The following is a 25,693-nucleotide window of genomic DNA, read 5'->3' as shown; positions in this document are numbered from 1 at the left end:
GGCCCGGCCCCGAGCCGCCCCCGCCGGCGCGGACCGCGGAGGCGGGGCGGGCGGCCGCCGGCAGCGGGCCCGCGGTGCGCATGGGCACCGCCACGGGGCGCGCGGTGCTGCTGACCGCCGTGCTCGGCTCGGGCATGGCGATGCTCGACAGCACCGTCGTCAACGTCGCCCTGCCGCACATCGGCCGGGACCTCAACGCCGACCTGGCGGTCCTCCAGTGGACCGTCAACGCGTACATGCTCACCCTCGCGGGCCTGATCCTGCTGGGCGGCGCGCTCGGCGACCGCTACGGCCGGCTGCGGATCTTCGTGATCGGCGTGGTGTGGTTCGCGCTCGCCTCGCTGCTCTGCGGGATCGCCCCGAGCGCCGGCGTGCTCATCGCCGCCCGCGCCCTCCAGGGCATCGGCGGGGCCCTCCTCACGCCCGGCTCGCTCGCCCTCATCCAGGCCGTCTTCCGCGAGGAGGACCGGGCCGCCGCCGTCGGCGCCTGGTCCGGCCTGGGCGGGGTGGCCACGGCCGTCGGGCCGTTCGTGGGCGGCTGGCTGGTGGACGGCCCCGGCTGGCGCTGGGTGTTCCTGATCAACCTGCCGCTGGCGGCGGTGTGCGTCCCGGTGGCCCTGAAGTACGTGCCGGAGACGCGCGACCCCGGCGCGGGCGGGCGGTTCGACGTCCTCGGCGCGGCCCTGGGCGCGCTCGCCCTGGGCGCGGTGACGTACGCCCTGATCGCCGCCCCCGACAAGGGCGTCTCGCCGTGGGTGATCGGCCCCGCCGTCGCGGGCGTCCTCCTGGGCATCGCCTTCTGCCGCGTGGAGGCCCGCCGCCCCGACCCGATGCTGCCGCTGCAGATCTTCTCCAACCGCCTGTTCTCGTCGATCAACGCGGTGACGGTGTGCGTCTACGCGGCCTTCAGCGGCTTCTTCTTCCTCTCCGTGCTGCAGCTGCAGGTCGTGGTGGGCTGGTCGGCGCTCGTGGCCGGCACGGCCCTGCTGCCCACGACTGTGCTGATGCTGCTGCTGTCGGCCCGCTCCGGGGACATCGCCCAGCGGATCGGCCCCCGCCTGCCGCTGACGATCGGGCCGCTGCTGTGCGCCGCGGGCATGCTGCTGATGGTCCGCGTCGGCCGCGGCGCCTCGTACTGGGTGGACGTGCTGCCCGCGCTCGTGGTCCTGGGGCTGGGCATGACGGCCCTCGTCGCCCCGCTCACCGCGACCGTCCTCGCCTCCGTGGACGTCGCCCGCGCCGGCCTGGCCAGCGGCATCAACAACGCGGCGGCCCGCGCCGCCGGCCTGGTCGCGGTGGCCGCGCTGCCGCTGCTGGTCGGCATGGGCCCGGACGCCTACCGCGACCCCGCGGCCTTCTCGCGGTCCTTCCGCAGCGCGATGTACTGGTGCGCGGGCTCCCTGGTGCTGGGCGCGCTCCTGGCCTGGTTCACGGTCGGGGTGACGTGCCTGCGCGCGCGCAAGCCCACGGGCGAGGAGCCCAGCCACCCCGAGACCACGTACCACTGCGGGATGGCGTCCCCGCCGCTGGACCCGGGCGACGCCTGAGCCCCCGCGCGCCGGGCACCCGCCCGCCCGGAATCGGTGACGGACGGTTCCCGCACCTGCCCGGGCGGCGGGGCGACAAGGCAAACTGGAGCTCATGTCCATTCACGAGAACCTGCTCGGGGGACCGCCCCCGACCCACCTGCCCGACGACCCGGAGCCGCGCGAGCTGCTCGCCTCCGGAGCGGCCCCCGCCGAGGTCGCCGCGAAGTACCCCGCGTCGTCGCTCGCCTGGGCCCAGCTCGCCGACGAGGCGTTCGAGGGCGGCCGGGTCGTCGAGTCCTACGCCTACGCCCGCACCGGCTACCACCGGGGCCTCGACGCGCTGCGCCGCAGCGGCTGGAAGGGCCACGGCCCCGTGCCCTTCGAGCACGAGCCGAACCGCGGCTTCCTGCGCGCCCTGCACGCCCTCGCGCGTGCCGCGCAGGCCATCGGCGAGCAGGAGGAGTACGAGCGCTGCAGCACCTTCCTGCGCGACAGCTCGCCCACGGCGGCCAACACCCTGGGCTGACCTGTGAGCACGGCCGGAACGCCCTGCCCCGCGCGGGGCGTTCCGGCTGTCCGGCGGGTTTTCCACAGCCCTTGCCGTGACCGGCCCCCGGCCCGCATGATCGCGGCAGTGGCCCGGCGATCCCGGGAGCGACGGCAGGGGAGACGACGTGACTTCTTCCGACCCGCAAGACGCAGCAGCCAACCTTCACTTCACCGGCACCACCCCGTACGAGGACTATGTGCGGGCGTCCGTGCTCAGCAGCCTCCAGGAGCCGCTCTCCGAGGATCCCGGGGAGATGTCCTTCCTCGTCACCACGCAGGTGATGGAGCTCTGGTTCAGAGTCATCGTGCACGAATGGGAGACCGCCGCGCGCGCCCTGCGCGAGGACGACCTGCCGGTGGCGATGGCCGCCCTCAAGCGGTCCACGTACGAACTGCAGTCCCTCAACGCCAGTTGGGAGCCGCTGGCCCACCTCACCCCGGCCCAGTTCAACGCCTTCCGCTCCGCCCTGGGGGACGCGTCCGGCTTCCAGTCGGCCATGCACCGGCGGCTGGAGTTCCTCCTCGGCGACAAGTCCGCGGCCATGCTCGTGCCGCACCAGGGCGCGCCGCAGATCCACGCCGAGCTGGAGAAGGCCCTGTACGCGCCCAGCCTGTACGACGAGGTGCTGCGCCATCTCGCGCGCCGCGGCCATGAGATACCCGAGGCCGTCCTCGGCCGCGACGTCTCCGAGCGGTACGCGGCCGATCCGGCGGTCGAGACGGTCTGGGAGCGGATCTACGCCGGGGACCAGGGCAGCGAGGAGTGCCGGCTGGGGGAGGCGCTGACGGAGGTCGCGGAGCTCGTCTGGCGCTGGCGCAACGATCACCTGGTGGCCACGCGCCGGGCCATGGGCGCGAAGGTGGGCACCGGCGGCTCGCCGGGCGTGGCCTGGCTGGAGAAGCGGGCCACGAAGAACGTGTTCCCCGAGCTGTGGACGGCGCGCAGCCGTGTCTGAGGCGGCCCTGGCCGAGGAAGCCGCGGCGCTCGACGCCGCCGACGGACTGGCCGCCAAGCGCGCCGAGTTCGACCTGGACGACGAAGTCGTCTACCTCGACGGGAACTCCCTCGGGGCCCTGCCGCGCGGCGTCGCCGGACGGCTCTCCGACGTCGTCGGGCGCGAGTGGGGGCGGCTGGGCATCCGGTCCTGGGAAGAATCCGGCTGGTGGACGGCCCCGGAGCGCGTCGGCGACCGCATCGGCCGCCTGATCGGAGCCGCCCCCGGACAGGTCGTCGCCGGCGACTCCACGAGCGTCAACGTCTTCAAGGCCGTGGTGGCGGCGGTCCGCCTCACGGACACCGGGTCGCGGGACGAAGTGCTCGTCGACGCCGCCACCTTCCCCACCGACGGCTACATCGCCCGCTCCGCGGCCCGTATGACCGGCTGCCGGATCCGCGCCGTCGACGCGGCGGACATGGCCCGCGAGGCCGGCCCCCGCACGGCCGTCGCCCTCGTCAACCACGTCGACTACCGCACCGGCCGCCTCCACGACCTCCCCGGCACCACGGCCGCCCTCCGCGCCGCCGGCGCCCACACCGTGTGGGACCTGTGCCACAGCGCGGGCGCCCTGCCCGTCCGGCTCGACGCCGACGGGGCGGACTTCGCGGTCGGCTGCACGTACAAGTACTTGAACGGCGGCCCCGGCGCGCCCGCCTTCCTCTACGTGCGCCGCGCCCTGCAGGACCGCTTCGACTCGCCGCTCCCCGGCTGGAACTCCCACGCCGACCCGTTCGCCATGGACCCCGCCTACGCCCCCGCCGCCGGCGCGGTCCGCGGCCGCGTCGGCACCCCGGAGATCCTCTCCCTCCTCGCCCTCGACGCCGCGCTCGACGTCTGGGACGGCGTCGGCCTCGCGGCCGTCCGCGCCAAGAGCCTCGCCCTCACCGACTTCTTCCTGCGCTGCGTCGAGGCGTACGTGCCGGAGGGCCGCGTCGCGTCCGTGACGCCGGAGGCGCACGCGGAGCGGGGCAGCCAGGTCTCCCTGCGGTACGGCGCCGGGGCCGGTGAGGTCATGGCGGAGCTCATCCGCCGCGGCGTCGTCGGGGATCACCGCCGCCCGGACGTCCTCCGGTTCGGTTTCACGCCGCTCTACACGCGCTTCGCGGACGCGGAACGGGCCGCGCGCGTGCTCGGCGAGGTCATCGAGGCCAGAGAGGCGGCCCGGCGGTGACGGCCGAGGAGGACGCCCTGTTCGGCCTGCCCTGCGCACCGCCCGACGCGACCGTGCCCTACGGCCCTCACCCCAGCCAGGTGATCGACCTCCACCTCCCGGCCGGGCCGCCCGCCGGGATCCGGGTGACCTTGCTGCACGGCGGGTTCTGGCGCGAGGCGTACGACCGCCGCCACCTCGCGCCCCTCGCGGCGGCACTGGCCGCGCGGGGCATCGAGGTGGCGCTGGCCGAGTACCGCCGCGTCGGCGCGGGCGGCGGCGGGGGCTGGCCGCAGACGTACGAGGACGCCGTCCGCGCCACGGAGGTCCGCGGCAGCGGCCCGGCCCGGCACGTGCTGGTGGGCCACTCTGCGGGCGGGCACCTCGCGCTGTGCGCGGCGAGCGGGGGCGTCGGCGTCGACGCCGTCATCGCCGTGGCACCTGTGGCCGACCTCGCCCGGGCGCGGACGCTGGGGCTGAGCGGGGGAGCGGTGGAGGAGTTCCTGGGCGGCGGGCACCACCCGGAGGCGGACCCCGTCCTCCGGGGCCCCGCCCGCGTCCCGGTCACGATCCTCCACGGCACCGCCGACCCGGACGTCCCCCTGGAGCTGTCCCGCTCCTACGCGGCGGCAGCGGGGAGCAACGTGACGCTGCGGGTCCTCCAGGACACCGGCCACTACGCCGCCGTCACACCGGGCACGGCGGCGTACGAGGCCCTGCTGGCCGCGCTGGGACGCCCCTCGGCCTCCCCCTGTCCGTCTTAAGGAGGACGCCCGGAGATCCCCATTCATGGGGACGCCCCACGAATTCCGGTTGCCTACGGTTGATGGTGTGACCGACACCTATGAGACCGGCCGGCGCAATGAGCTGCGCCTGGCGAAGAGCGCCCTCGCCAGGCTCCGCGAGGACCTCTTCACCGACGCCTTCGCGTTCCGGCCGCTGCTGCCGCTCCCCACCGAGCACGGGTGGGTGAGCCGGCTGCCGTTGCCCACCCGCCGGTACGCACGGTGGTTCCCGCACGCCCTCCTCACCCTGTTCTCGTGCTTCGTCATGCTGGAGACCCTCTCCCGCGTGGGCGGCATCTTCGGGCCCGGAGCCTCCCTGTTCATCGGGGCGACGCTGCTCATGACGATGTTCCGGCCGGTCGGCGCCTGGTGGCTGTCGCTCGCCGGGCTCCTGTTCTCGGGGGTGTTCCTCGGCGGTTACGGAGCGGTCGGCGACTCTCCGGCCAACTTCGCCACGCACCTGATCGTCGTGCTGCTGGTGGCCCTGCGCACCCGCACGCGCGTGGCGGTCGAGATGCTGGTGCTCACCGTCGCGTCCGCCGTCTTCCTGACGTTCTTCCTCCGGGCCTTCCGCCCGTACGGCTCGGTCTACCTGGACGGCGCGTTCTTCGAGATGCTCGTCCTGTTCACGGTCGTGATGGTCGCGGTGCTCTCCGTGCGCGGGCTGCGCGAGTCCAAGCAGCAGGTCGCCGTGCAGACGGCCGTCACGGAGGTCGAGCGCTCCCGCCGCACCGTGCTGGAGGAGCGCACGACCATCGCCCGGGAGCTGCACGACGTCGTCGCGCACCACATGTCGGTCGTCGCCATCCAGGCGGAGGCCGCCCCGTACCGCGTCCAGGACACACCGCCCGAGCTCGCGGCCGCGTTCCAGACGATCCGGGAGAACGCCGTGGCGGCCCTGACCGAGCTGCGCAGGATCCTCGGCGTCGTGCGGTCGGAGAACCCCGACGCGTTCGCCGACCCGGAGGCCCCGCAGCCCACCCTGGAGGCCCTTCCCGCGCTGCTCGGCAACATCCGCTCGGCCGGGCTGGCCGTCGAGCACGTGACGACGGGCGCCGTGCGGCCGCTGCCGCAGGGCGTCGAGCTGTCGGCGTACAGGATCGTCCAGGAGGCGCTCAGCAACGTCCTGCGGCACGCCCCGGGCGCGGAGGCCCGCGTCGAGATCAGCTACGTGCTGGGCGGGCTCGGCCTGCGCGTGGTCAACGGCGCGCCGAACCGGCTGGCGAAGCCCTCGCCCGGCGCCGGCCACGGAGTCCTCGGCATGCGCGAGCGCGTGGCGATGCTCGGCGGCGCGATGACGGCCGAGGCGACGGCGGACGGCGGCTACGAGGTCACCGCGTTCCTCCCCGTGGAGCCGGGCGAGGCCGCCGCATGACCATCCGCGTGATGATCGTCGACGATCAGATGATGGTCCGCGAGGGCTTCTCCGTCCTGCTGAACGCCATGCCCGACATCGAGGTCGTGGGCGAGGCCGTCGACGGCAGGGAGGCTGTGGAAAAGGTCGCCACCCTGCGCCCCGACGTCGTCCTGATGGACATCCGGATGCCCGTGCTCAACGGCCTGGAGGCCACCCGGGAGATCGTCGCCGCCGACGCCGACGCGAAGGTGCTGGTCCTGACGACCTTCGACCTGGACGAGTACGTCTACCAGGCGCTGCGGGCCGGGGCGAGCGGCTTCCTGCTCAAGGACGCCTCGGCGCGGCAGCTCGCGGACGGCGTGCGCGTGGTCGCCGCCGGCGAGGCGCTGCTGGCGCCGACGGTCACCAAGCGCCTCATCCAGGAGTTCTCCCGGCTGGGCGCGCCCAAGCCGCCCGCACAGGAGCGCGTCGGCGAGCTGACCGAGCGGGAGACGGAGGTGCTGGTGCTGGTCGCGCAGGGCCGCTCCAACTCGGAGATCGCCGCGCACCTCGTGGTCGCCGAGTCCACGGTCAAGACGCACGTCAGCCGCATCCTGGTGAAGCTCGGCCTGCGCGACCGGACGCAGGCGGCGGTCTTCGCGTACGAGGCGGGTCTGGTGACACCCGGCGGCTGAGGCCGCCGGGCTGCCCCGCCGGGACGGCTACCGCGGCAGCGTGAGCCGCCACCCCGCCGGCGCGGCCGTCCACGTGCGCCGCCGCACCGGCCCCGCGAGCACGTTGTCCGCGCGGTAGCGGAAGGCGGGCCCGGAGACGGTGACGCGCCGGGCGCGGGAGCGCAGCGGGTGGCCGGCGTCGTGGGTGTGGACGGCGAGCTCCGCGAGGCCGCTGTCCGCGGCGGTCAGGGAGACGCGGGTGACCGGCCGGTCGAGGTCGGTGACCAGCTCCCCGTCGGCCTCGACGCGCAGCCGGGTGCAGCCGGGCACGGGAGCGCGGCCTCCGGCCGCGGGACCGGTCAGCAGGGTGAGCGCGGAGCGGGCCGTGCGCGCGGCCGGGGACCACCACGGCTGGTGACCTTCGCCACCTCCGCCGGGCACGCCTTCGGCGGTCGCGCAACCCGGGCCGGGGCCCGCGCCTGCGGGATCCACGGCCTCCGCACCGCCCTCACCCGCCTCCGCAGACCCGTTCGGCCCAGCCGGTCCCGCCGGTCCCGCCGGGGCGTCCGCCCCGCCGCCGGGCCCTTCGCCGCCGCCCGGGATCCACAGCCCGCCGAGGACCACACCGCCGCTGTCGTCCACGAGCAGGTCCAGAGGGCGCTCCACGCCGTCCAGGACGGCCCGGGCGGCCGCGACGGGCCCCAGGGGCACCCCCAGCGTCCGGGCCAGGGAGACGGCCGTCAGGGGCCCCACGGGCACGACGGACACGGGCACCTCCGCCAGCTCGCGGCGGCGGTACAGGACGGTCACCACGTGCAGCAGGGCCCGGTCGTCGCCGATCACCACCGGCCGCCGCCGGCCGCGCCGGGCCAGGGCGCGCTCGACCTCCTCCGGCCCTTCCGGCAGACAGATCTTGGTCGCTGCGCCGCCGCGGAGCACGTCCCTCGCGATCCGTACGGACTCGCCGTCCACGCGGCGGGCGACCGGGTCGATGACCACGAGCAGAGCCTGCTCGCCAGGGTCTGGAGCCGACACCTCGGTCCTTCCTCAGGTGCTGTTTTTCCCGGGGCACGACCCCCGGACCCCCGGTCGCGACCCGGGGCCCTGGGTCTTTCTGTTCGTCCCCCGAGCGAAATATTCGGTAATCTCTCGGTGCAAGAGCCCCTGTCGCTGTTGCGCCAGGGGCTTCGTCTATCCGGGGCACCGGTTCGACGGCTCTAGCGGTGGTGTACGCCCTGAGCAAGCGGGGTGACACCACCACGCACGTTGGACATGCCCCGCCCGGAAGGGGTGTACGCCTGTGCCCGCACTTGTGCTGCTCGGTGCTCAGTGGGGTGACGAGGGCAAGGGAAAGGCCACCGACCTCCTCGGTGGATCCGTGGACTATGTGGTGCGCTACCAAGGTGGCAACAACGCCGGCCACACGGTGGTCGTCGGCGACCAGAAATACGCGCTGCACCTCCTCCCTTCCGGGATCCTCTCGCCGGGGTGCACCCCGGTCATCGGCAACGGTGTGGTCGTCGACCCGGCGGTCCTGCTCTCCGAGCTGAGCGGGCTGAACGAGCGCGGCGTCGACACGTCGAAGCTGCTGCTCAGCGGTAACGCGCACCTGATCACGCCGTACCACACGACGGTCGACAAGGTGACGGAACGCTTCCTCGGCAAGCGGAAGATCGGCACCACCGGCCGCGGCATCGGCCCGACCTACGCGGACAAGATCAACCGCGTCGGCATCCGCGTCCAGGACCTCTACGACGAGTCGATCCTGACGCAGAAGGTCGAGGCTGCCCTCGACTTCAAGAACCAGATCCTGGCGAAGCTCTACAACCGCCGCGCGATCGACGCCGCCCAGATCGTCGACGAGCTGCTGGGCTACGCCGAGCAGATCAAGCCGTTCGTCGCGGACACCACGCTGATCCTGAACAACGCCATCGACGACGGCAAGGTCGTCCTCTTCGAGGGCGGCCAGGGCACGCTGCTCGACGTCGACCACGGCACGTACCCCTTCGTCACCTCCTCGAACCCGACCGCGGGCGGCGCCTGCACGGGTACGGGCGTGGGCCCGACGAAGATCAACCGCGTGATCGGCATCCTCAAGGCCTACACCACGCGCGTCGGCGCCGGCCCGTTCCCGACGGAGCTGTTCGACAAGGACGGCGAGGCGCTGCGCACCATCGGCGGCGAGCGCGGTGTGACCACCGGCCGTGACCGCCGCTGCGGCTGGTTCGACGCGGTCATCGCCCGCTACGCCACCCGCGTCAACGGCCTGACGGACTTCTTCCTCACCAAGCTCGACGTGCTCACCGGCTGGGAGCAGATCCCGGTCTGCGTCGCGTACGAGATCGACGGCAAGCGCGTCGAGGAGCTGCCCTACAGCCAGACCGACTTCCACCACGCGAAGCCGGTCTACGAGATGCTGCCGGGCTGGAGCGAGGACATCTCCAAGGCGAAGACCTTCTCGGACCTGCCGAAGAACGCGCAGGCGTACGTGAAGGCGCTGGAGGAGATGTCGGGCGCGCCGATCTCCGCGATCGGCGTGGGCCCGGGCCGCGACGAGACGATCGAGATCAACTCGTTCCTTTCGTAGGCGCAGGGCGCGCGGGCGCACCGCGCGCAGGCACGCTGCGGATGCACGGCGCCCCGGTGGCTTTCGGCCACCGGGGCGCCGTCGCGTTCAGGCGATCTTCGGGTATCAGCCGGTTTTCCGGTAGACCAGTGAGGCGTCTTTCGTGCCGGAGTCGACGAAGTCGCGCCGCATCCGGCCGTCCGGGAGCAGGACGAGGTCCGAGGCGGAGCCGGGCTGGCAGGCCGAGGCGGGGTTCGCGCGGGTGACCCGGGACGGGCCCAGGTGCAGCGGGGCGCCCGCGGTGCCGCCGCCGGTCGCCGTGGTCTGCCACTGGCAGGTGTACGGGGTGCCGTCGTCGAGGACGCCGCTCCCGTCGATCGTGACGGCGGCGTCCGTGCCCCGGGAGATGGTGATGGCCCGGTTGTTGGAGCGCGTGCCGCTGCCGAAGGCGGACTGCCAGGTCCCGGCGAACGCCTGCGGCCCGGTGGTGCCGCCGTCCGTGCCGGTGCCCGGGCTCGTGGCGGGCGCGGGCACCGGCCCGGTGGCCGGGGCGGAGGACGGGGGCGGCGTGCCGGGGGAGGCGGCCTGCGAGGACGAACTCACGGGCCCGGAAGCCTCGTCCTTGGCGCCGTTCTGCTTGAACAGGAAGACCGTTCCTCCTCCTGCGATCAGACCGGCGGCCACCACGGCGGCGAGGATGACCGGCGTCCGCGAACGGCGCGGCGCAGGAGGCCCGTAGGGCACGTAACCGGTGACGTACGTGCTGCCCGAGTCGTGCGGGCCGGGGGCGTGGCCGTAGGGGTTCTGCTGCGGATATCCGTAAGCGGCCGGGGCGGGCGCGTGCGGCGGCAGGGGATGCGCCGGGTGCGACGCCGGGGGCGGCGTGCTTCCCGCGGTGACGGTCGGCGGATCCTGCCGCACGGGCGGCAGCGGTTGCGGCTGCGCCGGAGGCAGGGGCGCCGCCGCCGGGGATATCGCCGTCGGCGCGTGCCCGTCACCCGCCGGCCGGGGGTTCCCCACGGGCTCCTCCACGTCCAGCAACTGGACTGCGTGCCGCCCGAGCTGGGCGACGAGGCCGGCCGGCAGCCAGGGCTCCGCGGAGCGCAGGTCGCCGAGCACCTCCTCGACGCCGGTGACCTCCAGGACCTGCGCGGGCGTCGGCCGCTCCTGCGGGTCCTTGGCGAGGAACGACGTGATGAGCGGGCGCAGTCCGGCCGGCACCCCGGTCAGGTCCGGCTGCTCCTCCGCGATCCGGTACATGAGGGCGTGCACGCCGCTGTCGGTCGTGCCGAACGGCATCCGGCCGGAGGCCGCGTAGGCCAGCACCGAGCCGAGGCAGAAGACGTCGCTGGCGGGCGTGACCGCGCCGCCGCGCACCTGCTCGGGCGACATGAAGCCGGGGGAGCCGACGGCCGCGCCGGTGCGGGTCAGGCCGTCGCCCTCGGCGACGGTCTCCAGGGCGCGGGCGATGCCGAAGTCGATGACGCGCGGGCCGTCGAGGGTGACGAGCACGTTGGACGGCTTGAGGTCGCGGTGGACGATGCCCGCGGCGTGGACGGCCTGCAGGGCGCGCGCGAGACCGGCGCCGAGGATGCGCACGGAGCGCTCGGGCAGCGGCCCGAAGTCCCGGTCCACGACCTGCCGCAGGGACGGACCGGCGATGTAGCCGGTGGCGACCCAGGGGACCTCGGCCTCGGTGTCCGCGTCGAGGACCGGGGCGGTCCACTCGCCGCCCACCTGGCGGGCGCTGCGCACCTCCTGGCGGAAGCGCCGCCGGAACTCCTCCTGGCCGGCCAGCTCGCGGTGGACGAGCTTGACGGCCACCGTGCGGCCCCGGTCGGAGCGGGCCAGGTAGACGCGGCCCATGCCGCCCGCCCCGAGCCGCCCGAGCAGCCGGTACGCGCCGAGTGTGCGTGGATCGTCTGGCCTCAGGCCGTCCATGAGCAGGTCCTCCGTGTCCCCCGTGTTTCCTTGCGGAGAATAGCGGGAGCACAAAGAACCGGGACCCCGCACTCGGAAAGTACGTGGCCCCGGTCCGGACCGCCGGTGACCCCCGGTACGGGCCGGGGGAGCGGGGTCAGGCGGGAATGATGTTCTCCGCCTGGGGGCCCTTCTGGCCCTGGGTGACGTCGAAGGTGACCTTCTGGCCCTCCTGCAGTTCCCGGAACCCCTGGGTAGCGATGTTCGAGTAGTGCGCGAAGACGTCGGCGCCGCCGCCGTCCTGGGCGATGAAGCCGAATCCCTTTTCGGAGTTGAACCACTTCACGGTGCCGGTAGCCAAGATGATCTCCTCGATGGCGGTGGTGCCGGAATTCCGGGCACGTAAAAACGCGGCAGCCCAAAAGACGCAGCAGCCAAACAAGCAGCGCCTGAAGGTCGCAGACCTTCAGGCGCGCATATGACCGGGTCCATAACTGCAACGGAAAATGACCGTAGCACGCGGCTCGTCCCGTTCGCGGAATTTGCGAATTTCGCCGGTCGACGTGGCGTGCCGCGCGGCCCGGCACTGTGTCGCCGGGCGCGGCAAGAGCCGTACACAGTGCCGGTGTCGGGCCGCTCCGGGCCTGCCTACGCTGGCCGTTGCCCGTAGCAGAGCCCGTCGCACAGCCTGTAGCAGAGCCCGTAGCAGGGCCCGTTGCACAGCAGCCCGTCGCACAGCCCGTCCCAGAGCCCAGCCAGAGCACCAGGGAGCCGACCGTGAGCACCCCGCACCCCGCCGCCGACCCCGCCGCCGGCGCCGCCGTCAAGGCCACCGACCGAGCGCACGTCTTCCACTCCTGGTCCGCGCAGGGCCTCATCGACCCGCTGGCCGTCGCGGGCGCCGAGGGCTCCTGGTTCTGGGACTACGACGGCAACCGCTACCTCGACTTCTCGTCCCAGCTCGTCAACACCAACATCGGTCACCAGCACCCCAAGGTGGTCGCCGCGATCCAGGAGCAGGCGGCGCGGCTGTGCACGATCGCGCCGGGCTTCGCGGTGGACGTGCGGTCCGAGGCGGCGCGGCTGATCGCCGAGCGCACCCCCGGCGACCTCGACAAGATCTTCTTCACCAACGGCGGTGCGGAGGCGGTCGAGAACGCCGTGCGGATGGCCCGCCTGCACACGGGCCGGCCCAAGGTCCTGAGCGCCTACCGCTCGTACCACGGCGCGACCGCCGCGGCCATCAACCTCACCGGCGACCCGCGCCGCTGGCCCTCCGACACCGCCTCGGCGGGCGTGGTGCACTTCTGGGCGCCGTTCCTCTACCGCTCGCCGTTCCACTCCGACGGCGAGCAGCAGGAGTGCGAGCGGGCGCTGCGGCACCTGGAGGACACGATCGTCTTCGAGGGCCCGGGCACGATTGCCGCGATCGTCCTGGAGACGATCCCCGGCACGGCCGGGATCATGGTCCCGCCGCCCGGCTACCTGCCCGGCGTGCGGGAGATCTGCGACCGGCACGGCATCGTGTTCGTCCTCGACGAGGTCATGGCGGGCTTCGGCCGCACGGGCCGCTGGTTCGCCGCCGACCACTTCGGCGTCGTCCCCGACCTGCTGACCTTCGCCAAGGGCGTCAACTCCGGCTACGTGCCGCTCGGCGGCGTCGCGATCTCCGCGGAGATCGCCGCCACCTTCGACGAGCGCCCCTACCCCGGCGGGCTCACCTACTCCGGGCACCCCCTGGCCTGCGCCTCCGCCGTGGCGACGATCAACGCCATGGCCGAGGAGGGCATCGTGGAGAACGCCGCCCGGATCGGCGAGCAGGTCCTCGGCCCCGGCCTGCGCGAGCTCGCCGAGCGGCACCCGAGCGTCGGCGAGGTGCGCGGCCTGGGCGCCTTCTGGGCCGTGGAACTGGTCCGGGACCGGGCCACGCGCGAGCCGCTGGTGCCGTACGCGGCGGCGGGCGAGGCGATGACGGCGTTCACCGCCGCCTGCAAGCAGAACGGCCTGTGGCCGTTCGTGAACATGAACCGCACCCACGTGGTGCCGCCGTGCACGATCACGGAGGAAGAGGCCAAGGAGGGCCTGGCGGCCCTGGACGCGGCGCTCACGGTGGCGGACGGGTTCGCCGTCTGAGACGGGGACGGGTTCGCCGTCCGAGGCGGCGGACGGCCCGGCTCCCCGCCCGCACCACCCAGGCCCGCTCGTAACGGCACAAACCCCATGGGGTACCGTGCCCCGTTCCTGTGCGCACGGCCATATTGCCCAAGACGGCCCTCGCATATCGTTTGCGAGGGCCGGCGCAGAATGGCGCGCGGCTGGGGAAGGGGAGACGGAGACAGATGCCGGGCAGCGAGGCTGTCAGACGCACGACGCTGCGCGAGCAGATCGCCGATGCCTTGCGTGACGAGGTCATAGCGGGGCGGCTTTCCGCGGGCCGCCAGTTCACGGTCAAGGAGATCGCCGAGCAGTACGGCGTCTCGGCCACACCCGTGCGCGAAGCGCTGCTCGACCTGTGCGCGCAAGGCCTGCTCGACGTGGAGATGCACAAGGGCTATCGCGTGCGCGAATTCACGTACGCCGATTTCCGCGAGATGGTCGAGGCCCGTTCGCTGATCGTCGAGGGAATCTTCCGCCGCTCTCCGGACCGCGCGCTGGGCGCCGTCACCCCGGCCGCGCTGGCCTCCGTGCGCCGCCGCGCCGAGGAGGCCGCGCGGGCCGCCGCCGCGGGCGACCTGGACATCCTCATCGGCTACGACCTCCGCTTCTGGCGCGAGCTCGCGGCCATCGTGGGCAACCCGTACATATCCGACTTCCTCAATACGGTCCGGGTGCAGGGCTGGGTCTTCACCGTCCCGCTGCTGCGCCGCATGCCCACCCTCCGGGGCCGCCTGTGGAGCGCCCACAGCGAACTCGTCGAGGCCGTGGCCCAGCAGAACGCCGCCGAGGCGGAGCGGATCATCACCGCGTACAACCAGCACTCCCTGGCACTGATCGAGGCCTCCCGCCCGGTATGACAACCGGCCCGGCGGCACTACTCTGGCCCGACCATCGCATCACGTTGTGTCGTCGCGAACGAGAGCGAGTTCACGTGGCCTGTGACCTCTGGCTGGTCCCCCTCGTCGACGTGCTGTGCCACAGCCCCGACAACCCCTTCGCCGAGGAGATCGCCGCGTACGACAAGGCGCTCGGCGAGGCCGGGCTGCCGCCCGTGCCGGTCTTCGGCTACATGCCCGGCCTCTCCGGGGACGTGGCGCCCGTCGCGGGCTTCGACTACGACGCGCTGCACTTCCTGCGCCGCGCCCACATGCTCAACCTCTGCGGCCTCGCCGTCACGCCCGTGGACGAACTGGGCGGGGACTACGAGCAGTTGCTGGAGATGTTCGAGGCCACGGCGCAGCAGTCGCACCTGGTGTGGCACTACGACCACGCCGGCGCGTACGTCCCGGTGGACTTCGCGCACCCGCTGACCAATGACGAACTCCTGGAGGGCGGGGGCCCCTTGGGGTCCAGCCAGGGGCTGCTGCGCGAACTGCACGCGGTGGCACCGGTGCTGGGCATCGACCCCGACAACCCCCCTGCCGCGCCCGCCGCTCCGGAGCGGCCCACGGGGCTGGAGGAGCGGGCGGCGCCCGGGCCCGAGGACGACAGCCCGTTCGCGCGGGAGCGGCACGTCTGGCTGGGGCTGCACGCCGCGGCGACGCGCAGTCTGGGCCAGGGGTCGATGATCGTCTTCAGCTGACCCCGGTGACCGTCTTCAGCTGACCCGGAGGCCGCGCCCCGGGCGGACGGGGGACGGGGCGGGCCGATCAGCGCGGGGACTCCGGCGGCCGCTGCCGCGGCATGTTCGGCCGGGTGCCCGGGGGCAGCGGGAAGCGCGGCAGCGGGCCGCCGCCCTCCCCCCGGGGGCCCCACGACACCAGCGACTGCGTGAGCAGCGGCGTCGGCCCCGCGCGGAACTCCACCATCCAGTCGGCCGTCTCCGCCCGGACGAGCTCGGAGACGTCCTCGGAGAAGCGGCGCAGGACGCTCAGGCAGCGCTCGGCCGCCTCGCTGGCCGTGCCCTCCGTGGGGCCGAGCACCTCGCGGACGCACTCCGACGCCCAGTCGAACTGCAGCGCCTCCAGCCGCCGCTGCACGGCCTGCGCCGTGGCGACCGCCCGCATCCAGCCCGACGTCAGGCCGAAGTAGCGGTCGCAGGCGACGCAGGCGACCGACCCGAGCAGCACCAGGAACCCCCAGGCGCAGCCGGTGCTGACGACGTTCGTCAGCTGCAGCAACGGCAGGGCCGAGCCCACCACCGCGCAGGCCGCTGCGCCGATGCGCAGCGCGCGCGCCCACCGGCGTTTCCAGGCGCGGTCCGCCAGATACCAGTCGACGAGATACAGCGCGCCGTTCTCCACCCAGCGGTACAGCTCATCGAGACGCTCCGCGGGTTCCCCCCAGTCACCGAGCGGGAAGGTGCGGCCGCGCAGGTCGCCGCGGTGCCTCCCACTCTGCTCGCGGGGGAGCCCCTCGGGCTGCATCTCCGGCTGGCTCACCCGTGCACTCCCTCTGCCGCATGCGGATCGCGAGCCACCTTCCTACCGCCGAACGGTCGGTCTTGGGGACAAGATCGCTGCTTTTCCGCCCGTAAGCGCTGAGGAATCCGGTATAAGCCGCGGATCGACATCACCCGAAAGAGTGGGTCGCGGGGGCGGAGGTACGGTCGCGCTGTTGTCACCGGCTCGCCGCCCGGCCGTACGGGGCCGACGCAGTGACGTTTCTGTGCCGTGTTCGCCTCTTGTCGTACGGATCGTCGTACGGGCCCTGGAAAGCGATCAGTCGACGAGGCAATAGGGTGACCGGTGTGAAGGTCCTCGTCATCGGCGGCGGCGCCCGCGAACACGCCCTGTGCCGCTCACTCTCCCTCGATCCCGACGTCACCGCGCTGCACTGCGCCCCCGGCAATGCCGGGATCTCCGAGGTCGCCGAGGTGCACCAGGTCGACGCCCTCGACGGCGCGGCGGTCGCCGGCCTCGCCGCGTCCCTGGGCGCGGACCTGGTGGTCGTCGGCCCCGAGGCCCCGCTGGTCGCAGGCGTCTCCGACGTCCTGCGCGAGCGGGGCTTCGCCGTCTTCGGCCCCTCGGCGCGGGCCGCGGAGCTGGAGGGCTCCAAGGCGTTCGCCAAGGACGTCATGGCGGCGGCCGGCGTGCCCACGGCCCGCGCCTACGTGTGCACCACCCCCGCGGAGATCGACGCCGCGCTCGACGCCTTCGGCGCGCCGTACGTCGTCAAGGACGACGGCCTGGCCGCCGGCAAGGGCGTCGTCGTCACCGGCGACCTGGGCGTCGCCCGCGAGCACGCGCTGGCCTGCGGCCGCGTCGTGATCGAGGAGTTCCTGGACGGCCCCGAGGTCTCCCTCTTCGCCGTCACCGACGGCGAGACCGTCGTCCCCCTCCAGCCCGCCCAGGACTTCAAGCGCGCCCTCGACGGCGACGAGGGCCCGAACACGGGCGGCATGGGCGCGTACTCCCCGCTGCCCTGGGCCGACCCCAAGCTGGTCGACGAGGTCCTGCAGACGGTCCTGCAGCCCACCGTGGACGAGCTGCGGCGCCGCGGCACGCCCTTCTCCGGCCTGCTCTACGCCGGTCTCGCGATCACCTCGCGCGGCGTCCGCGTGATCGAGTTCAACGCCCGCTTCGGCGACCCCGAGACGCAGGTCGTCCTCGCCCGCCTGAAGACGCCCCTCGCCGGGCTGCTGCACGCCGCCGCCACGGGGACGCTCGCGTCCGTGCCGCCGCTGCGGTGGAGCGACGGCGCCGCCGTCACGGTCGTCGTCGCCTCGCACAACTACCCGGGGACGCCGCGCACGGGCGACGTCATCGAGGGCCTGGAGGAGGCCGGGGCGACCGGCGACGCGTACGTCCTCCACGCGGGCACGGCCCGGGACGCGGAGGGGCGCGTGGTCAGCGCCGGCGGCCGCGTCCTGTCCGTGACGGCCACGGGCCCGTCCCTGGAGTCCGCCCGTACGCACGCGTACGAGGCGGTGTCCCGCATCCGCCTGGCCGGCTCCCACCACCGCACGGACATCGCTGCGCGGGCGGCGGAGGGTTCGTAGGGGACCCGGGCGGGTTCGGCACCGCCGGCAACCTCCGGCGGGGGCTGAGCGCCGCTGCGGCGGGATTTTCTTGCCTGCGGCAAGGATCCTCCGCCGCGACGGCGCTCAGCCCCCACGGCCTGTCCGGCGGTGCCGAGCCCGCCCGAGCGCGTCACGCCTCTCCGAGGCAGGCGGGACCGCCCCACCGGCAGGGGCGCCCTACCGGCAGGGGCGCCGGCAGCGCGCGCCCTATACGTCGGGCCCGCCCGGCCAGGGCCCCGGCTTTGACCAAAGCCATTCCATCGGGTGACCGGTTGGCCAACTAGCTGACGCGCGCCCCACCCCCAACTAGGGTGCGGCGCAAGCACGGTGCCGGGCAGAGGCCGGTGCCGCCGTGCCGGAATCAGGCAACTGGCCCACCGGCATTGCGATGTCAGAGGCCGGTGCCACAGTGGGGGGAAAGGCAACGCCCCCCGGCGTTGCGTCCGCTGTCGCACTCCTCGGTCCGCGTTCCGACGGAGCACAAACTGGCAACAGGGGGTGATCGGTCTCGTGGCAGGTCCGGAAGCAGGCGTGCTGGTCGCACGCGCCCAAGCCCTCGCGGTGCTGCGCATCCGCAGCGCCGCGCTGGCCGTCGCCCTGCTGCCCGCGGCAGCCGCCGCCGTGCTGGCGGCGGGCATCGCCATGGGCCGCATCCCGGACGGCGGCGCCTGGTCCGCCGCCCGCTGGGCGTTCACCGGCGCCGCGGTCCTCGCCCTGGCCCTCGCGGCCACGGTCGCCGCCGTGGTCGTCCGGGCCAGACCGGCCCTGAGCCCCACGGTCCCCATTGCCGAGGAGAAGGCCCCCGACCTCTACCGCCTCGTCCGCGACCTCGCGGAGCGGCTGGAGGTCCCGGCCCCGTCGGCGCTGGCCCTCACTCCCGACTGCGACAGCTGGCTGGAGGACCGCACCCACCCGGCCCACGGCGCGCCGCACGGCGCCGCGAACGGCCCGCCGGGCGCCCGGCGCCCGCGCCGCCGCTCCACGGCCGCTCCCGTGCTGGTGATCGGCTCGCCGTTCCTGTGGTGGATGCGGGTCGCCGAGCTGCGCGCCCTGCTGGCGCCGGTCGTCGCGGGCACGGGCCCCTCGGCCCACCCCGACATAGCCGCCGCCCGCCGCTTCGTCCGCGGGCTGGACGCCGCCGTGGCGGTCGCGGCGGGCCGGCCCGCCCTGGCGTTCGTCGGCGGCGTGGCCCGGCTGCTGCTGCACTCCTGCCGGGGGCACGCGGCCGAGATGGAGCGGGGGGTCGCGGCGGCCGCCTCCGAGCGCGCCCAGAGCGTGGACTACGGCCTGCGGATCGTCGCCCAGGAGCAGGTCGGCCTCGCCTACGCCGGCTGGGACCGGCTGCTCAACAGGGTCGCGCTGCCCGCCTGGCGCATGGGCCGCTGGCCCTCCCGCCTCGACGCGGGCGTCGTCTCCGCGCTCACCGAGCTCTCCCGCCGCGACCGCCTCGCGGAGGGCTTCGCCTCCCGGCTGGGCGAGCGCCCGGCCTGCGATCTGCTGGAGGAGCCCGGCGCGATCGACGAGGCCGCGTCCCTGCTGGCGGCCCGCCTCTTCCACGGCGCCCCGCCCGACACCGGCCCGGACTGGCTGCCGGTGGCCTGGAGCCAGTATCCGGAGGAGGTCGTGGACCGGAAGTGGCGGCTGGAGGCCGCCCGCCTGCACCGCGTCCTCGACGTCGTGGACGCCCTGCCGCCCCTCACCCCCGTCCTCGCGGCCCCCGCGGGCATGGCCACCGCTCCGACCGTGGCCCGCGTCCTGGAGCGGCTGGCGGGCCCCGCCGCCGGCGGCCTAGCGGAGGAGCTGGGCGCCCGGCTCGGCGCCGAGGTGGCCCGGGAGGCCGCCCAGGAGGCGCTCACGGCGCAGCAGCGGGCCTTCGGCGCCGCGGCCACGGCCGAGCCCTGGGTGGACGGCCTCGCGCCCCTCTTCCCGCTCCAGCCGCCCCGCAGCGGCCGCGAGCTGCTCGCCGACCACGTGACGGCGATGGTCTGCTGCGCCGCCGTGGACACCGCCGGCGCCGCCCCGGGCCTGGACTGGCTCGACGGCCCGGCCCTGCTGGTCGGCGGCGCCCGCCGCCCCGACCTGGCCCGTACGGTCCTCAGCCTGATCGAGGACGGCGACGACGCGCCGCTGCGCGCCTGGCTCGGCGAGGTAGGGGTCCGCCCCGAGAAGCCCGTCCGCCTGGTGTGAGCCCCGGTGAGCCCCGTGACACTCGGTGATCCTTCGCCCAGTCACTTACCGGGGAATTTCACGACGAGCAGTGACGAGGCGGGCGCAGTATGTGATGTGCTGGGGGCTGCTGTGCGCCGGTGACCGCAGTGAGCCACGCCCGGGGCACCGGGATCCGTACGGGGGAAAGCAAGGGAAACGGCAGGCGTCGGGGGACGTAGGGGAGGGAGCACGCATGGGGATGGACCAGATCCGCCGCTGGGAGTCGGGGGCGCTCGCGCACGCCGTGTCCGACCCCTTCGGCCAGGGCCCGCTGCCCTGGCTGCGCGGCAGCGAGCACTACTTCGACGACACGGGCCAGATCATCCCGTGGTACGTGAACCCCGTCCCGGACCGGGGCGGCGGGGGAGCGGGAGCGCCCCCCGGCAGAGCCGGCGGGGGACGCGGCGCCGGCCGCGTCCCCGCCCCCCGCGGCGGCGGCCCGCGCACCGCCGACGACGTCCACCTCCAGATCAAGGGCTTCGCGTCCAACAGCGCCGTCGCCCCCGGCGAGGCCATAGACTTCCGCATCACCGTCGATCCGCCGCAGCAGTTCGGCGTGGACGTCTACCGCATCGGCCACTACGCGGGCGACGGCGCCTCCAAGATCACCACGAGTCCGCGGCTGTCCGGCATCGTCCAGCCCGCGCCGCTCACCGTCGACCGCACGGTCTCCTGCCACCACTGGTGGCTCTCCTGGCGCCTGCAGATCCCCAGCTACTGGAGCCTCGGCGCCTACGTGGCCGTCCTGACCACCGCCGACGGCTACCGCAGCCACATCCCCTTCCTCGTCCGCGACACCCACCCGGCGGATCTGCTGCTCGTCCTGCCCGACATCACCTGGCAGGCCTACAACCTCTACCCCGAGGACGGCCGCACGGGCGCGAGCCTCTACCACGCCTGGGACGAGCACGGCCGGCTGCTCGGCGAGGAGGGCGCGGCCACCACCGTCTCCTTCGACCGCCCCTTCGCGGGCGCGGGCCTGCCGCTGCACGTGGGCCACGCGTACGACTTCATCCGCTGGGCCGAGCGCTACGGCTACGACCTCGCCTACGCCGACACCCGCGACCTCCACGCGGGCCGCGTCGACCCCTCCCGCTACCGCGGCCTGGTCTTCCCCGGCCACGACGAGTACTGGTCGCCGGCCATGCGCAGGGCCGCCGAGCTCGCCCGCGACTCCGGCACCTCGCTGGTCTTCCTCTCCGCCAACACCATGTACTGGCAGGTCGAGCTCGCCCCCTCGCCGGCCGGCCCCGACCACCTCATGACCTGCCGGAAGCACCGCGGCCCCGGCCGCTCCGCGCTCTGGCGCGACATCACGCCCGCCGAGCAGCAGCTCCTGGGCATCCAGTACGCGGGCCGCGTCCCCGACCCCGCCCCCATGGTCGTCCGCAACGCCGACCACTGGCTGTGGGACGCCACCGGCGCCGGCGAGGGCGACGAGCTCCCCGGCCTCGTCGCCGGCGAGGCCGACCGCTACTACCCCCGGACGGCCCTGCCCGAGCACACCCGGCGCATCCTGCTGGCCCACTCGCCGTACCTGGACAGCGAGGGCAGCAAGCGCCACCAGGAGACGTCCCTCTACCGCGCCCCGAGCGGCGCCCTGGTCTTCGCCGCGGGCACCTTCGCCTGGTCACCGGCCCTGGACCGGCCGGGCCACACCGACACCCGGATCCAGCGGGCCACGGCCAACCTCCTGGACCGGATCTGCAAGCGCTGCTGACCCCCGCCCGACCCTCCTCCGCCGGGTTCCGGCCCGTACGGCAGAATCGTGGTGCTTGGACAAACCACCAGGAGGACGCGTGTCCGGATTCGTAGAGAAGCCCGAGCCGATCGAGGTGCCCGGTCTCGTGCATCTGCACACCGGCAAGGTCCGCGACCTCTACCGCGACGCGGACGGCAATCTGGTCATGGTCGCCTCCGACCGCATGTCCGCCTACGACTGGGTGCTGCCCACGGACATCCCCGACAAGGGCCGGGTCCTCACCCAGCTGTCCCTGTGGTGGTTCGACCGCCTCACCGACCTCGTCCCGAACCACGTCATCTCCACGGACCTGCCCGCCGGCGCCCCCGCCGACTGGGAGGGCCGCACGCTCGTGTGCCGCGCGCTCGACATGGTGCCGGTGGAGTGCGTGGCCCGCGGCTATCTGACCGGCTCCGGGCTCGCCGAGTACCGGCAGACCCGCACGGTGTGCGGGCTCGCCCTCCCCGAGGGCCTCACCGACGGTTCCGAGCTGCCGTCCCCGATCTTCACGCCCGCCACGAAGGCCGAGGTCGGCGAGCACGACGAGAACGTCAGCTACGAGGAGGTGGCCCGGCAGGTCGGCGCCGAGACGGCGGCCCTGCTGCGGCAGACCACGCTCGCCGTCTACGGGCGGGCCCGCGACATCGCCCGCGACCGGGGCATCCTCCTGGCGGACACCAAGTTCGAGTTCGGCTTCGCGGGCGGCGAGCTCGTCCTCGCGGACGAGGTGCTCACCCCCGACTCCTCCCGCTTCTGGCCGGCGGACGAGTGGCAGCCGGGGCGGGCGCAGCCGTCCTTCGACAAGCAGTTCGTCCGCGACTGGCTGACCTCCCCGGCCTCGGGCTGGGACCGCCACGGCCACCAGCCGCCGCCGGAGCTCCCGCAGGAGATCGTGGACCGCACCCGCGCGAAGTACATCGAGGCGTACGAACGCCTGACGGGTTTGTCCTGGGCTTGAGCGGGGCGCCCGGGGCGGGCACCATCCCTCCGCCACGGAACACACGCGGTCGTGCGGGCGGAAGTAAGAGCCCTCTAAGAGAGCTCTGACAGGCTGGGGGCACCCCGAGCCGCTGGGGGCGCCCCGGAACGCCGGGGCCCCGAACGCCGCAGAACCCCGCCGGAGGCGACATGGCCGAGACGTCCGTCCTGGTCGTCGACGACGACCCCGACGTGCGGGCGGCCGTCGCCGACGCCCTGACCGTCGAGGGCTACGACGTCCGGGAGGCGGCCGACGGCCTGGCGGCGCTCTCCTCCGTCGCGGCCGCGCCGCCCGGCGCAGTCGTCCTCGACCTGGCCATGCCCGTCCTCGACGGCCTCGCGGTCTGCCGGCGGCTGCGCGCCCTGGGCGACCGCACGCCCGTGCTCGTCCTCACCGCCCGCGACGCCGTCGCCGACCGCGTCGCGGGCCTGGACGCCGGAGCCGACGACTACCTGGTCAAACCGTTCGCCCTTGACGAGCTCCTGGCCCGCCTCAGGGCCCTCCTGCGCCGCGCCGCGCCCACGGGCCCGGCCGCCGGGCAGGACGCCGGCACCCTGTCCTTCGCGGACCTCACCGTCGACCCCGCCACCCGCACCGGCGAGCGCGCCGGGCTCCCCCTCGAATTCACGCGCACCGAATTCGCCCTGCTGGACGTCCTGATGAGCCACCCGGGCCAGGTGCTGCCCCGCGAGGTCATCCAGGAACGCGTGTGGGGCACCGACTTCGGCCCGGACTCCAACTCCCTCGCCGTCTACATCGGTTACCTGCGGCGCAAGCTGGAGGCCGGCGGCGCCCCGCGCCTGGTCCACACCGTGCACGGCGTCGGCTACCGCCTGGCGGAGCAGTGAGCGCAGGGGACGCGGGGCGCGCCGGGGACGCGGGCCGCGCCGGGAGGGCGACGGCCCTGCGCAGGAGGATCCTCGGCCGGAGGCCGCTCCGCGCCCGGCTCGCGCTCGTGACGTCCGTGGCCGTCGCCGTCGTCGCCCTCGGCGTCCTGGCCGCCGCCTACGTCGTCATCCGCTACGAACTGGGCCGACAGCTCGACCTCCAGCTCAAGCAGCAGGCCACCCTCATCTCCCAGCAGAGCCGCGGCGAGCCGACGGGCCCCCTGTACGGGGAGTGCACCTGGCTCGCCGCCCCGGCCTGCGCCCAGACCGTCCGGGCCGATCCGGCCGCCCCGCACCAGGACGGCCTCGTGCTGCCCGTGACCGGCGCCACCCGCCGCGTCGCGGCCGGCACGCTCGGCGAGCACTACAGCGACATCACCGTCGGCGGCCACGCCATGCGGATGCTGACCACCCCGCTCAAGGACCACCGCGCCCTGCAGGTCGCCGTCCGCTCCGACACCGTCGACAAGGGGGTGCGCCAGGCGGGCCTGCTGCTCGGCGCGGTCGGCGGCGCGGGCGTGCTCCTCGCCGCCGGACTCGGCTACTTCGCGTCCCGCACCTCCCTGCGCCCCGTGACCCGGCTCACGGCCACCGCCGAACACATCGCCGCCACCCGCGACCCCGCCCACCGCATCGAGCTCGCCCCCTACGAGGCCCGCCGCGACGACGAGATCACCAGCCTCGCCACCAGCTTCAACACCATGCTCGGCGAACTGGAGGAGGCCGTCGCCGCCCAGCGCCGCCTCGTCGCCGACGCCTCGCACGAGCTGCGCACCCCGCTGACCGCGCTGCGCACCAACGCCGAGCTCCTCGCCCGCGCCGAACGCCTCACCCCGGCCCAGCGCGAGCGGGCCGCGGGCGCGCTCGGCCGCCAGCTCCGCGAGGTCACCGGTCTGGTCAACGACCTCATCGAGCTGGCCCGCGACGAGGAGCCGCAGCAGTTCCTGGAGGACGTGCGCCTCGACCGGCTGGCGGAGCGCTGCGTCGCCGACGCGCGCGGCCACTGGCCCGGCACGGTCTTCACGGCGGACCTGGCCGGCCCGGAGGGCGTCACCGTCCCGGGCGTCCCGGCCCGCCTCGCCCGGCTGCTGTCCAACCTGCTCGACAACGCCGCCAAGTTCAGCCCGCCCGGCGGCGTCGTCGAGGTGCGCCTGGCCCGCACGGGAGGCGGGGCGCTCGACCTGACCGTCCGCGACCACGGCCCCGGCATCTCCGCCGAGGACCTGCCCTACGTCTTCGACCGCTTCTACCGCTCCCGGCAGGCCCGGGCCCTGCCCGGCTCCGGCCTGGGCCTCGCCATGGCCCGCCAGATCGCCCGCGCCCACGGCGCCGAGCTGTCCGCGGAACAGGCACCGACGGGAGGCGCCCTCTTCCGGATCCGCTTCCCCGAGACCTTGGGGTGAGCGGGAGAGCGGGAGAGCGGGGGAAAACGGCCCCGGGAACGCCGAAGGTCCCGGGGAACGCCGAAGGCCCCGGTCGTGATGACCGGGGCCTTCGTGCTGGAGCGGACGACGAGACTCGAACTCGCGACATCCACCTTGGCAAGGTGGTGCTCTACCAACTGAGCTACGTCCGCATGCCCCGCGGGTTTCCCCTGCGGTGCGAGGACAACTATAGCCAACCTTGGGAGCGTGCAATGCGCGCGGCGGCGTGCCGGTTGTCCGCGCCCAGCTTCGTGGCGGCCGAGGAGAGGTAATTGCGGACCGTCCCGGGCGTCAGCGAGGCCCGCTCCGCGATCTCCGCGACGGGCGCCCCACCCTCCGCCAGTTCGAGCAGCTCGGCCTCGCGCGCGCTCAGCGGGGAGTCGCCCGCGCTGATCGCGTCGGCCGCCAACTCCGGGTCCACATAACGACTTCCGCGGTGCACGGTCCGGATGATCTCGGCGAGCTTCTGCGCCGAGACGGTCTTCGGAACGAACCCCCGCACCCCCGCTTCCAGCGCCCGCTTCAGGTGTCCGGGACGGCCGTGCCCCGTCACGATCATGGTCCGGCACGCGGGCAGTTCGGCCCGCAGGGATGTGGCCACCATCACACCGTCGGCCCCTGGCATTTGAAGATCCAGCACCGCGACGTCCGGCCGGTGCGTCCGGGCCATCGCGAGCGCCTCCGGACCCGACGCCGCCTCGGCGACCACCTGAAGATCATCCTCCAGGCCCAGCAGCGCGGCCAGCGCGCCCCGGATCAAATGCTCGTCATCCGCGAGCATGACCCGGATCGGCGTGATGTTGACGCCGTCCATGTCCGTACGCTCACC

At 74.2% G+C, this 25,693-nt stretch carries 22 protein-coding genes and 1 tRNA gene; 17 read left to right on the top strand and 6 right to left on the bottom strand.

Annotated elements, in window-relative coordinates; all coding sequences use genetic code 11:
- Positions 1–80 precede the first annotated feature (80 nt).
- The 7 genes from B7P34_RS17575 to B7P34_RS17545 all read left to right on the top strand — a co-directional run bounded on the left by B7P34_RS17575 (position 81) and on the right by B7P34_RS17545 (position 7,042).
- On the top strand, positions 81–1,547 hold the full coding sequence (locus B7P34_RS17575) for an MFS transporter (RefSeq protein ID WP_106677616.1): 1,467 nt from the start codon (positions 81–83) through the stop codon (positions 1,545–1,547).
- Positions 1,548–1,641: 94 nt separating this feature from the next.
- On the top strand, positions 1,642–2,055 hold the full coding sequence (locus tag B7P34_RS17570) for a DUF3151 domain-containing protein (protein WP_106677606.1): 414 nt from the start codon (positions 1,642–1,644) through the stop codon (positions 2,053–2,055).
- Between the two features lie 148 nt (positions 2,056–2,203).
- Positions 2,204–3,034: a tryptophan 2,3-dioxygenase family protein gene (locus tag B7P34_RS17565; RefSeq protein ID WP_106677604.1), complete on the top strand. Its 831-nt coding sequence runs from the start codon at positions 2,204–2,206 to the stop codon at positions 3,032–3,034.
- Entirely contained in the window at positions 3,027–4,247 is a 1,221-nt protein-coding gene (kynU, locus tag B7P34_RS17560) for a kynureninase (RefSeq protein WP_106677602.1), read from the top strand. The genes B7P34_RS17565 and kynU overlap by 8 nt, the downstream gene beginning before the upstream one ends.
- A complete protein-coding gene (locus B7P34_RS17555) occupies positions 4,244–4,990 on the top strand; it encodes an alpha/beta hydrolase (RefSeq protein ID WP_106677600.1) in 747 nt (248 codons plus the stop codon). The genes kynU and B7P34_RS17555 overlap by 4 nt, the downstream gene beginning before the upstream one ends.
- A gap of 67 nt (positions 4,991–5,057) precedes the next feature.
- Positions 5,058–6,386 carry a sensor histidine kinase gene (locus tag B7P34_RS17550; RefSeq protein WP_223267948.1) on the top strand — a complete coding sequence of 443 codons (1,329 nt, stop codon included), beginning with the start codon at positions 5,058–5,060 and terminating at the stop codon, positions 6,384–6,386.
- On the top strand, positions 6,383–7,042 hold the full coding sequence (locus B7P34_RS17545) for a response regulator (protein WP_106677596.1): 660 nt from the start codon (positions 6,383–6,385) through the stop codon (positions 7,040–7,042). Before B7P34_RS17550 ends, B7P34_RS17545 begins: the two co-directional genes overlap by 4 nt.
- A gap of 27 nt (positions 7,043–7,069) precedes the next feature.
- On the opposite strand, the gene B7P34_RS17540 is transcribed toward B7P34_RS17545, so the two are convergent.
- Positions 7,070–8,056, bottom strand: a complete 987-nt coding sequence (locus B7P34_RS17540) for a hypothetical protein (protein ID WP_223267947.1) — start codon at positions 8,054–8,056, stop codon at positions 7,070–7,072.
- A 265-nt stretch (positions 8,057–8,321) separates the two neighbouring features.
- Between B7P34_RS17540 and B7P34_RS17535 the strand changes: the two genes are divergently transcribed.
- Positions 8,322–9,608: an adenylosuccinate synthase gene (locus B7P34_RS17535; protein WP_106677592.1), complete on the top strand. Its 1,287-nt coding sequence runs from the start codon at positions 8,322–8,324 to the stop codon at positions 9,606–9,608.
- 105 nt (positions 9,609–9,713) lie between these two features.
- Here B7P34_RS17535 and B7P34_RS17530 read toward each other — a convergent pair whose 3' ends face one another.
- Together B7P34_RS17530 and B7P34_RS17525 are read right to left on the bottom strand one after the other, a co-directional pair.
- On the bottom strand, positions 9,714–11,528 hold the full coding sequence (locus B7P34_RS17530) for a serine/threonine-protein kinase (protein WP_106677590.1): 1,815 nt from the start codon (positions 11,526–11,528) through the stop codon (positions 9,714–9,716).
- 136 nt (positions 11,529–11,664) lie between these two features.
- Positions 11,665–11,868, bottom strand: a complete 204-nt coding sequence (locus tag B7P34_RS17525; protein WP_106677588.1) for a cold-shock protein — start codon at positions 11,866–11,868, stop codon at positions 11,665–11,667.
- Positions 11,869–12,284: 416 nt separating this feature from the next.
- Here B7P34_RS17525 and B7P34_RS17520 point away from each other — a divergent pair, with 416 nt between their 5' ends.
- The 3 genes from B7P34_RS17520 to B7P34_RS17510 all read left to right on the top strand — a co-directional run bounded on the left by B7P34_RS17520 (position 12,285) and on the right by B7P34_RS17510 (position 15,246).
- On the top strand, positions 12,285–13,640 hold the full coding sequence (locus tag B7P34_RS17520) for an aspartate aminotransferase family protein (RefSeq protein ID WP_106677586.1): 1,356 nt from the start codon (positions 12,285–12,287) through the stop codon (positions 13,638–13,640).
- Positions 13,641–13,846: 206 nt separating this feature from the next.
- Positions 13,847–14,521 carry a GntR family transcriptional regulator gene (locus B7P34_RS17515; protein WP_106677584.1) on the top strand — a complete coding sequence of 225 codons (675 nt, stop codon included), beginning with the start codon at positions 13,847–13,849 and terminating at the stop codon, positions 14,519–14,521.
- Between the two features lie 74 nt (positions 14,522–14,595).
- A complete protein-coding gene (locus B7P34_RS17510) occupies positions 14,596–15,246 on the top strand; it encodes a hypothetical protein (protein WP_106677582.1) in 651 nt (216 codons plus the stop codon).
- A 67-nt stretch (positions 15,247–15,313) separates the two neighbouring features.
- On the opposite strand, the gene B7P34_RS17505 is transcribed toward B7P34_RS17510, so the two are convergent.
- Positions 15,314–16,045, bottom strand: coding sequence for an SLATT domain-containing protein (locus tag B7P34_RS17505; RefSeq protein WP_223267946.1), 732 nt, complete (start codon positions 16,043–16,045; stop codon positions 15,314–15,316).
- 308 nt (positions 16,046–16,353) lie between these two features.
- Here B7P34_RS17505 and purD point away from each other — a divergent pair, with 308 nt between their 5' ends.
- From purD to B7P34_RS17475, 6 genes are all read left to right on the top strand, one after another.
- A complete protein-coding gene (purD, locus tag B7P34_RS17500) occupies positions 16,354–17,604 on the top strand; it encodes a phosphoribosylamine--glycine ligase (RefSeq protein WP_106677612.1) in 1,251 nt (416 codons plus the stop codon).
- A 552-nt stretch (positions 17,605–18,156) separates the two neighbouring features.
- Positions 18,157–19,812 carry a hypothetical protein gene (locus tag B7P34_RS17495; protein ID WP_223267945.1) on the top strand — a complete coding sequence of 552 codons (1,656 nt, stop codon included), beginning with the start codon at positions 18,157–18,159 and terminating at the stop codon, positions 19,810–19,812.
- 214 nt (positions 19,813–20,026) lie between these two features.
- The gene (locus B7P34_RS17490) at positions 20,027–21,553 is read left to right on the top strand and encodes a N,N-dimethylformamidase beta subunit family domain-containing protein (protein ID WP_106677578.1); all 1,527 of its coding nucleotides are present in this window, start codon (positions 20,027–20,029) and stop codon (positions 21,551–21,553) included.
- 79 nt (positions 21,554–21,632) lie between these two features.
- Positions 21,633–22,532 (top strand): phosphoribosylaminoimidazolesuccinocarboxamide synthase, encoded by a 900-nt coding sequence (locus B7P34_RS17485; RefSeq protein WP_106677576.1) that lies wholly within the window; start codon positions 21,633–21,635, stop codon positions 22,530–22,532.
- 170 nt (positions 22,533–22,702) lie between these two features.
- Positions 22,703–23,401 (top strand): response regulator transcription factor, encoded by a 699-nt coding sequence (locus tag B7P34_RS17480; protein WP_106677573.1) that lies wholly within the window; start codon positions 22,703–22,705, stop codon positions 23,399–23,401.
- Positions 23,398–24,843: a sensor histidine kinase gene (locus tag B7P34_RS17475; protein ID WP_223267944.1), complete on the top strand. Its 1,446-nt coding sequence runs from the start codon at positions 23,398–23,400 to the stop codon at positions 24,841–24,843. Before B7P34_RS17480 ends, B7P34_RS17475 begins: the two co-directional genes overlap by 4 nt.
- Before the next feature lie 97 nt (positions 24,844–24,940).
- Here the strand turns inward: B7P34_RS17475 and B7P34_RS17470 are convergent.
- A tRNA-Gly gene (locus tag B7P34_RS17470) sits at positions 24,941–25,016 on the bottom strand.
- A gap of 35 nt (positions 25,017–25,051) precedes the next feature.
- A complete protein-coding gene (locus tag B7P34_RS17465; RefSeq protein WP_106677610.1) occupies positions 25,052–25,678 on the bottom strand; it encodes a response regulator transcription factor in 627 nt (208 codons plus the stop codon).
- Positions 25,679–25,693 lie beyond the last annotated feature (15 nt).

It is taken from the genome of Streptosporangium nondiastaticum (assembly GCF_003011965.1).
In the GTDB taxonomy this organism is placed as follows: domain Bacteria; phylum Actinomycetota; class Actinomycetes; order Streptomycetales; family Streptomycetaceae; genus Streptomyces; species Streptomyces nondiastaticus.
The sequence above is the reverse complement of the archived record's forward strand: the minus strand, read 5'-3'. Positions and strand labels throughout refer to the sequence as shown.